The sequence below is a fragment of the Actinomadura bangladeshensis genome (assembly GCF_004348335.1).
Classification (GTDB): Bacteria; Actinomycetota; Actinomycetes; order Streptosporangiales; family Streptosporangiaceae; genus Spirillospora; species Spirillospora bangladeshensis.
Map to the genome: position 1 here is coordinate 1 of NZ_SMJW01000347.1, position 6,981 is coordinate 6,981.

Below are 6,981 nucleotides of genomic sequence, written 5' to 3' on the forward strand. Positions count from 1 at the left end.
GCCCGACACCGGCCTGCTCCTCGGCAGGATCGCGGTCGGCGTCGTCTTCGTCGCGCACGGCTGGCAGAAGCTCACCGACGAGGGCCACGCGGCCGTCGCGCAGTCCTTCGAGCACCTCGGCATCCCGCTGCCGGGGCTCGCCGCCGTCTACGGCACGTGGGTCGAGCTGCTCGGCGGCATCGCGCTCATCGCCGGGGTCCTGGTGCCGCTCGCCGGCGTGCTCATCGCCCTCGACATGGCCGGAGCCTTCTGGTACGTCCACATGGGCAAGGGCCTGTTCAGCCAGGAGGGCGGCTACGAGTACGTGCTCGTCCTCGGCACCGTCTGCCTGCTGTTCGCCTTCACGGGCGCCGGGCGCTTCTCCGTGGACTCCGTCCTGTGGGGGCGCCGCCGCGAACCCCGGCCCGACCGGCGGTCCGTGCCCGCCTGACCGGCGCGGGCCCGGCCCGGCAATGTGATCTGGACAACTCTTGGGAGCGCGGCCGGGGTGCCGTGACGGCGGTGTCAGCGCCGGTCACCTGGCGGGAAAGGAATATGGCCCGCTCCAAACCCCCGGCCGCGTCCTCCCGACCGCCTGACACCCGCCTTTTCAGCCCCCCGCTCCTTAGCGTCGAAGTGACAAGATGTTCCTGATGACCGTTTTTGGGCATGAGTGATCGCTGAGGGGTTCCTGGAGAGGCGGGTCGCAGGTGTCGCGCGGTAGTGAGTTCGTTGTGGTGGCCAATCGGCTTCCGGTCGACCGGATCGTCGGAGCGGACGGGGTGCCGCGCTGGCGGCGCAGCCCCGGCGGCCTGGTGAGCGCCATCGCCCCGGTGATGCGCCGGCGGCAGGGCACCTGGATCGGCTGGACCGGCGCGCCGGACGAGGAGATCGAGCCGTTCGAGGAGGACGGCATGTCCCTCCACCCGATCACCCAGTCCGCGCAGGAGGTCGAGCTCTACTACGAGGGCTTCTCGAACGCGACGCTATGGCCGCTCTACCACGACGTCGTCGCGCCGCCGGTGTACGACCGCGCGATGTGGGACGCCTACGTCCGCGTGAACAGGCGGTTCGCGGAGGCGGCGGCGAAGGTCGCGGCGAAGCACGCGATCGTCTGGGTGCAGGACTACCAGCTCCAGCTCGTCCCGTCGATGCTGCGCGAGCTGCGGCCCGACCTGCGCATCGGCTTCTTCCTGCACATCCCGTTCCCGCCGGTCGAGCTGTTCTGGCAGCTGCCGTGGCGGCGCCGGATCCTGGAGGGCCTGCTCGGCGCGGACCTGGTCGGCTTCCAGCTGCCCGGCGCGGCGGCCAACTTCGTGCGGCTGTGCCGGCGGCTGCTGGACGCCCGCTACGTCAAGCAGGACGTCTTCTGGGACGACCGCGTCGTCCGGGCCCGCGCGTTCCCCATCTCCGTGGACGTCGGCGAGCTGAACGACCTGGTCGGCCGGCAGGACGTCCAGGAGCGGGCGCAGGAGATCCGGGCCGACCTCGGCGACGCCACGGTCCTGCTCGGCGTCGATCGGCTCGACTACACCAAGGGCATCACGCAGCGGCTGCAGGCGTTCGGGGAGCTGTTCGAGGACGGCCACCTCAAGCCGGGGCAGGCGGTGTTCGTGCAGATCGCCACGCCGAGCCGGGAGCGGGTCGAGCAGTACCAGCTGCTGCGCGAGGAGATCGAGCAGCTGGTCGGCCGGATCAACGGCGAGCACGGCGAGATCGGGTTTCCGGTCATCCACTATCTGCACAGTTCGTATGACCGCCCCGAGCTGACCGCCCTCTACCTGGCCGCGGACGTGATGGTGGTGACCCCGCTGCGGGACGGCATGAACCTGGTCGCCAAGGAGTACGTGGCATGCCGCAAGGACCTGCGCGGCACGCTGGTGCTGAGCGAGTTCACCGGCGCCGCCGCCGAGTTGAAGCGCGGCGGGTTCATGGTGAACCCCTACGACATCGACGGGCTCAAGGGCACGCTGCTGGCGGCGCTGGACGCCGAGCCCGCCGACCAGGCGCGGCGGATGCGCTCGATGCGCCGCCGCGTGATCGAGAACGACGTGGACCGCTGGGCCCAGGCGTTCCTCAGCGAGCTGGAGAATCCGGAGCGGTCCCGGCCCGCGGAGCGTGCTCCGGTGCCGCCGGAGGGCTGATCCGCAGGTCGAAGGCCGCCCAGACGGCCTTCCCGCCGGTGGCGAGCCGCGCCCAGCCCCACGCGTCGCTGATCGCGCCGACGACGACGAGGCCGCGGCCGCCCTCGACGAAGCGGTCGGGGTCGGCCGGGACGGGTTCGGGCGCGCGTCCCGACGGGTCGGTCACCGTGACGACGAGGCGCCGCGGGTGCCCGACCAGCACGAGCTGGATGGGGCACAGCGGCAGCGGCTGAGGCAGCCCCTCCAGGCCGTGCCGCAGCGCGTTCGTCACCAGTTCCGACACCGCCACGACCACGTCGCCGGCGTCGCCGGCCGCGCCCCATCCGTCCAGTGTGGCCTGGGTGAACTCGCGCGCCGCCCGGGGCGCGGTGATCTCCGCCGGGAGCACCCGGCGCGCGGTGCGCGGGGTGCCGCCGTGCGGGGCGGGCCAGAGCCCGGCGAGGCCGGGCACGGCGGCCGGGGCGCTCGGGTGCGGATTCGCCGGCGCGTTCGGCGCCGGCGGCATCGGCGCCGCATCCGGCCAGGGCGCGTGCACCGCGGCGGCGTGCCGCGTCCGGCGGCCCCCCATGGCGGCGGGGGCTGCGACGTCGTCTGCCTGGTCAACGGTCATGGTCAAACCTCAGAGGCGTGCGGAGTGGTCACCGGTGAGCGTTCGCTATCTTGCTCCCCAAGCCGTGCAGATGCAAGACCGTCTGCATGAACGAATGCAAGAACGAATGCACGTGCATCTCGTACCATTGTGTGGGGTGGGGCGAGATCGCGGTCTCCCTGCGGGGAGACCATGACGCCTAGAGGGGGCAGACATGGACGGCCACCACATGTCGGACGTCCGGCGCAGCGGGCTCGTCTGGCAGAAGAGCCGGCGGAGCAACCCGTCCGGGAACTGCGTCGAGATGGCCGAACTCCCCAGCGGGGAGATCGCCGTGCGCAACTCCCGGGACCCCGAGGGAGCGATCCTCGTCTACACGCGCGAGGAGGTGGAGGCCTTCGTGGGCGGAGCCAAGGACGGTGACTTCGACCACATGCTCGTCTGACGGCAGAAAACCGAACGGCATTCCATTCGGCGGTCCGGCCCGGTAGGTTGCGGCCATGCACCTGGGGCAGATCGCAGCTCAGACGCCCGACAAGCCCGCCGTGATCATGGCGGGCTCCGGGCGGGTCGTCACCTTCCGGGAACTGAACGAGGAGTCCAACCGGCTCGCGCAGCTGCTCCGTGCGGAGGGGCTGCGCCCGGGGGACCACATCGCGTTCATGCTGGAGAACCATCCGCTCTACCTGGCCATCGCCTGGGCCGCCCAGCGGTCCGGGCTCTACTACACCGCCATCAGCTCGCGGCTCCAGCCCGAAGAGCTCGCCTACATCGTGGCCAACTGCGAGGCCAAGGTCTTCATCGCGAGCACGTCGGCGGAGGCGGCCGCGAAGTCCGCGCCGGACGTGCCGCTGCGCCTCATGCTGGGCGGCACGGCCCCCGGCTACGAGTCCTACGAGGAGCGCGTCGCCCGCTACCCGGCCACCCCGATCGAGGACGAGTGCGAGGGCATGGACATGCTCTACTCGTCCGGGACGACGGGCCGCCCCAAGGGCGTGAAGCCGCCGCTGTCCAAGGCGCCCATGGGCGAGGCCGGGCCGCTCTACATGCTCATCTCGACCCTGTTCGCGGCCGACGCCGACTCGGTGTACCTGTCGCCCGCGCCGCTCTACCACGCGGCGCCGCTGCGGTACTCGCTCATCTTCCACCGGCTCGGCGCGACCGTCGTGGTGATGGAGAGGTTCGACCCCGAGCAGGCCCTCGCCACCATCGAGAAGTACCGCGTCACGCACAGCCAGTGGGTCCCGACCATGTTCATCCGGATGCTGAAGCTCCCGGACGAGACCCGCGCCCGCTACGACGTGTCGTCGCTGGCCTGCGCCGTGCACGCCGCCGCGCCCTGCCCCGTCCCGGTCAAGGAGCGGATGATCGACTGGTGGGGCCCGATCCTGCACGAGTACTACGCCGGCACCGAGGGCAACTGCTTCGTCTACACCGACTCCGCGGACTGGCTCACCCACAAGGGCACCGTCGGACGGCCCATCCTGGGCGAGGTCCACGTCTGCGACGAGGACGGCAACGAGCTCCCCGCCGGGGAGCCCGGAACGCTCTACTTCGGCAACGGCCCGCAGTTCGAGTACCACGCGGACGAGGAGAAGACGGCCGCCTCACGCGACCCGCAGGGCCGCGGCTGGACCACCCTCGGCGACGTCGGCTATGTCGACGAGGACGGCTTCCTCTACCTCACCGACCGCCGCGCCTACATGATCATCAGCGGCGGGGTGAACATCTACCCGCAGGAGGCGGAGAACGTCCTCGCGGTGCATCCGAAGGTGGCCGACGTCGCGGTCTTCGGCGTCCCGGACGCCGAGATGGGGGAGGCGGTCAAGGCCGTCGTCCAGCCTCTGTCCATGGACGCCGCCGGCCCGGACCTGGAGGCCGAGCTGATCGCGTACTGCCGCGACCATCTCGCGCACTACAAGTGCCCGCGGTCGATCGACTTCCGTCCCGAGCTGCCCCGGCACCCGACCGGGAAGCTCTACAAGCGGCTGCTGAAGGACGAGTACTGGTCGCAGAAGCCCTCCGCGACGGCCTGAGCGGCCCGTGAACGGCGAAACCCCGGCCGATCCTACTCGGGGACCGGCCGGGGCTGAACGCGCCGGAGACGTCCTGTGCGGGCCCTGCCCGCCCGGTCGCGCCAGTCGCGGTGCCGGGCGGGGGCGAGGGCTCAGTGCACCGGCATCGGGGCGTCGACCGCCGGCGTCTCCGGCTTCTTGCGCGGCAGCAGCAGCGCGGGCAGGAACGCCAGGGCGATCAGCGCGACCGCGTACCAGTAGGTGTGCTGGAAGGCGTCCGCCATCGGCCCGGCGATCTTCTCCATGATCGCCGGCGGCACCTTCTCGGAGCTGCCGATCTCGCCGCCGGCCCCGCCGCCGAGCTTGGCGGTGAGCTGGTTCGCCAGCAGCACCGACATCAGCGCGGTGCCGATGGACGCCGACACCTGCTGGATGATGTTCAGCATCGTGCTGGCCCGCGGCACCTCGTCGTGCGCCAGGGTCTGGATGGCCGCGGCCATCGTCGGCATCATCGTCAGGCCCATGCCGAGCCCCATCACGAACAGCACCGTGCCGAGCGTCCAGTAGGACGTGTCGCCCTGCAGCACCGCCGCGAAGGCGGCCACCGACAGCACCACCACGACCAGGCCGCCGAGGACGACCCGTCCGGGCCCGATCCGGTCGGTGAGCTTGCCGCCGATCGGCATCGTGACCATCGCGCCGAGCCCCTGCGGGGCCAGCAGCAGGCCGGACGCCATCGCGCCCTCACCGCGGACCACCTGGTAGTACAGCGGCAGCAGCAGCATCGCGCCCATGAACGCGGTCACGAACATCACCATCGTGCCGGACGCCGCCGCCACGGACCGGCGCTTCAGCAGCCGCAGGTCGATCAGCGGGCTGCGGGCGAGCAGCGCCCGGATCACGAACCCGACCATCAGCACGGCGCCGACGACCGTGAACACCAGCGGCTCGGTCTTCAGGAAGTCGCGCGACTCGGCGCCCTTCGCGACACCGTAGATCAGGGACGCGAGACCGGGCGACAGCAGGAGCAGGCCGAGCAGGTCGAGCCGCTCCGCCGGCTTCGGCTCGTCCTTCTTGAGGATCTTCGCCGCCAGGAACAGCGAGACGATGCCGATCGGCAGGTTGATGAAGAAGATCCAGCGCCACGACACGTCGTCGACGAGGTACCCGCCGATGATGGGGCCGAGGATGGGGCCGAGCAGCATCGGCACGCCGACGATGCTCATCACCTGGCCGACCCGCTGCGGCCCGGCCGCCTGGGTCATGATCGTCATACCGGCCGGCATGATCATGCCGCCGCCGAGGCCCTGCAGCACCCGGAAGAGGATCAGCGACTCGGCCGACCACGCCAGGCCGGCGAGCGTCGAACCGAGCACGAACAGCAGGATCGACACCATGTACAGGCGCTTGGTGCCGAACCTCGCACACGCCCAGCCGGTGACCGGGATCACCGTGGCCAGCGCCAGCGTGTAGCCGGTCGCCACCCACTGGATCGTCGCCAGCGACGTGCTGAACTCCTTGGCCAGGTCGTTGATGGCCACGTTGACGACGGTCACGTCCAGGATGGACATGATCGCGCCGAGGACGACGACCCCGGCCACGGCCAGCACGCCGCGGTCGAGACCGCCGCCGGCGTCGGGTTGCTTCAGTGGGCCATCCGCCGTCGCTTGAGACGCGGGAGCGGTCAACTCTCTTCCAATCGTCAGGGCCCGCACGCGGGCACGCAGGACCGTGGGCACGTTTTCAGGGGGTAGGTCGCAAAAATACTGCAGCGACTGACACTTTCGCGAACCGTTAAACTTCGCGCGCTCCGGGAGTATTCCAGCGGGGTCCGACAGATCCCCCCAGCTCTCCGGCCTCCACCCTGCGACCTCGACCACAGTCGAGGTCAACGAGATGTGACACACACGACACCGCACTCCTCCCTTCGCGCTCGCCCTATGGACCCCCGGCCGCGCCGAGAACTCATCGCCCGGGACCGGACGACCAACCGCGCCCCCGCCCCCGGCCCGCTCCTCAAGCGCCGCACCTGCACCGATGCGCGGAAACTAGGTCTTCCGCCGGCGGATGGCACCGGGGTGTTCGACCGGGTGTCCTGGCGTCGGCGAAGGCGCGGCATGGTGCCGGAACCGCCATCGGGCGCTGAGTGCAGGCCGTGGAGCCGCCGATCAGACTGCGGCGGACTCCTCGGTGGGTGCGGTGTCGCGGTGTCGCGGCTGTGGGGTAGGGCGGCCGGGCAGGAGCAGGCAGAGGG

6 protein-coding genes are annotated in these 6,981 nt (G+C 70.9%); 4 read left to right on the forward strand and 2 right to left on the reverse strand.

Annotated elements, in window-relative coordinates:
• Both E1284_RS37080 and E1284_RS37085 read left to right on the forward strand, forming a co-directional pair.
• The coding region (locus E1284_RS37080) for a DoxX family protein (protein ID WP_424923530.1) at positions 1-430 on the forward strand (430 nt) is incomplete at its 5' end.
• A 286-nt stretch (positions 431-716) separates the two neighbouring features.
• On the forward strand, positions 717-2,123 hold the full coding sequence (locus tag E1284_RS37085; protein ID WP_424923531.1) for an alpha,alpha-trehalose-phosphate synthase (UDP-forming): 1,407 nt from the start codon (positions 717-719) through the stop codon (positions 2,121-2,123).
• Here the strand turns inward: E1284_RS37085 and E1284_RS37090 are convergent.
• Complete coding sequence (locus E1284_RS37090; RefSeq protein WP_131944819.1) at positions 2,056-2,733, reverse strand: ATP-binding protein; 678 nt, start codon at positions 2,731-2,733, stop codon at positions 2,056-2,058. The two genes, E1284_RS37085 and E1284_RS37090, sit on opposite strands and share 68 nt — an antisense overlap.
• Positions 2,734-2,926: 193 nt before the next feature.
• On the opposite strand from E1284_RS37090, the gene E1284_RS37095 reads away from it, so the two are divergent.
• Both E1284_RS37095 and E1284_RS37100 read left to right on the forward strand, forming a co-directional pair.
• Complete coding sequence (locus E1284_RS37095) at positions 2,927-3,157, forward strand: DUF397 domain-containing protein (protein ID WP_131944820.1); 231 nt, start codon at positions 2,927-2,929, stop codon at positions 3,155-3,157.
• Positions 3,158-3,212: 55 nt separating this feature from the next.
• The gene (locus E1284_RS37100; protein ID WP_131944821.1) at positions 3,213-4,748 is read left to right on the forward strand and encodes an AMP-binding protein; all 1,536 of its coding nucleotides are present in this window, start codon (positions 3,213-3,215) and stop codon (positions 4,746-4,748) included.
• Positions 4,749-4,879: 131 nt separating this feature from the next.
• On the opposite strand, the gene E1284_RS37105 is transcribed toward E1284_RS37100, so the two are convergent.
• Positions 4,880-6,337, reverse strand: coding sequence for a DHA2 family efflux MFS transporter permease subunit (locus tag E1284_RS37105; RefSeq protein ID WP_243714977.1), 1,458 nt, complete (start codon positions 6,335-6,337; stop codon positions 4,880-4,882).
• Positions 6,338-6,981: the final 644 nt, after the last annotated feature.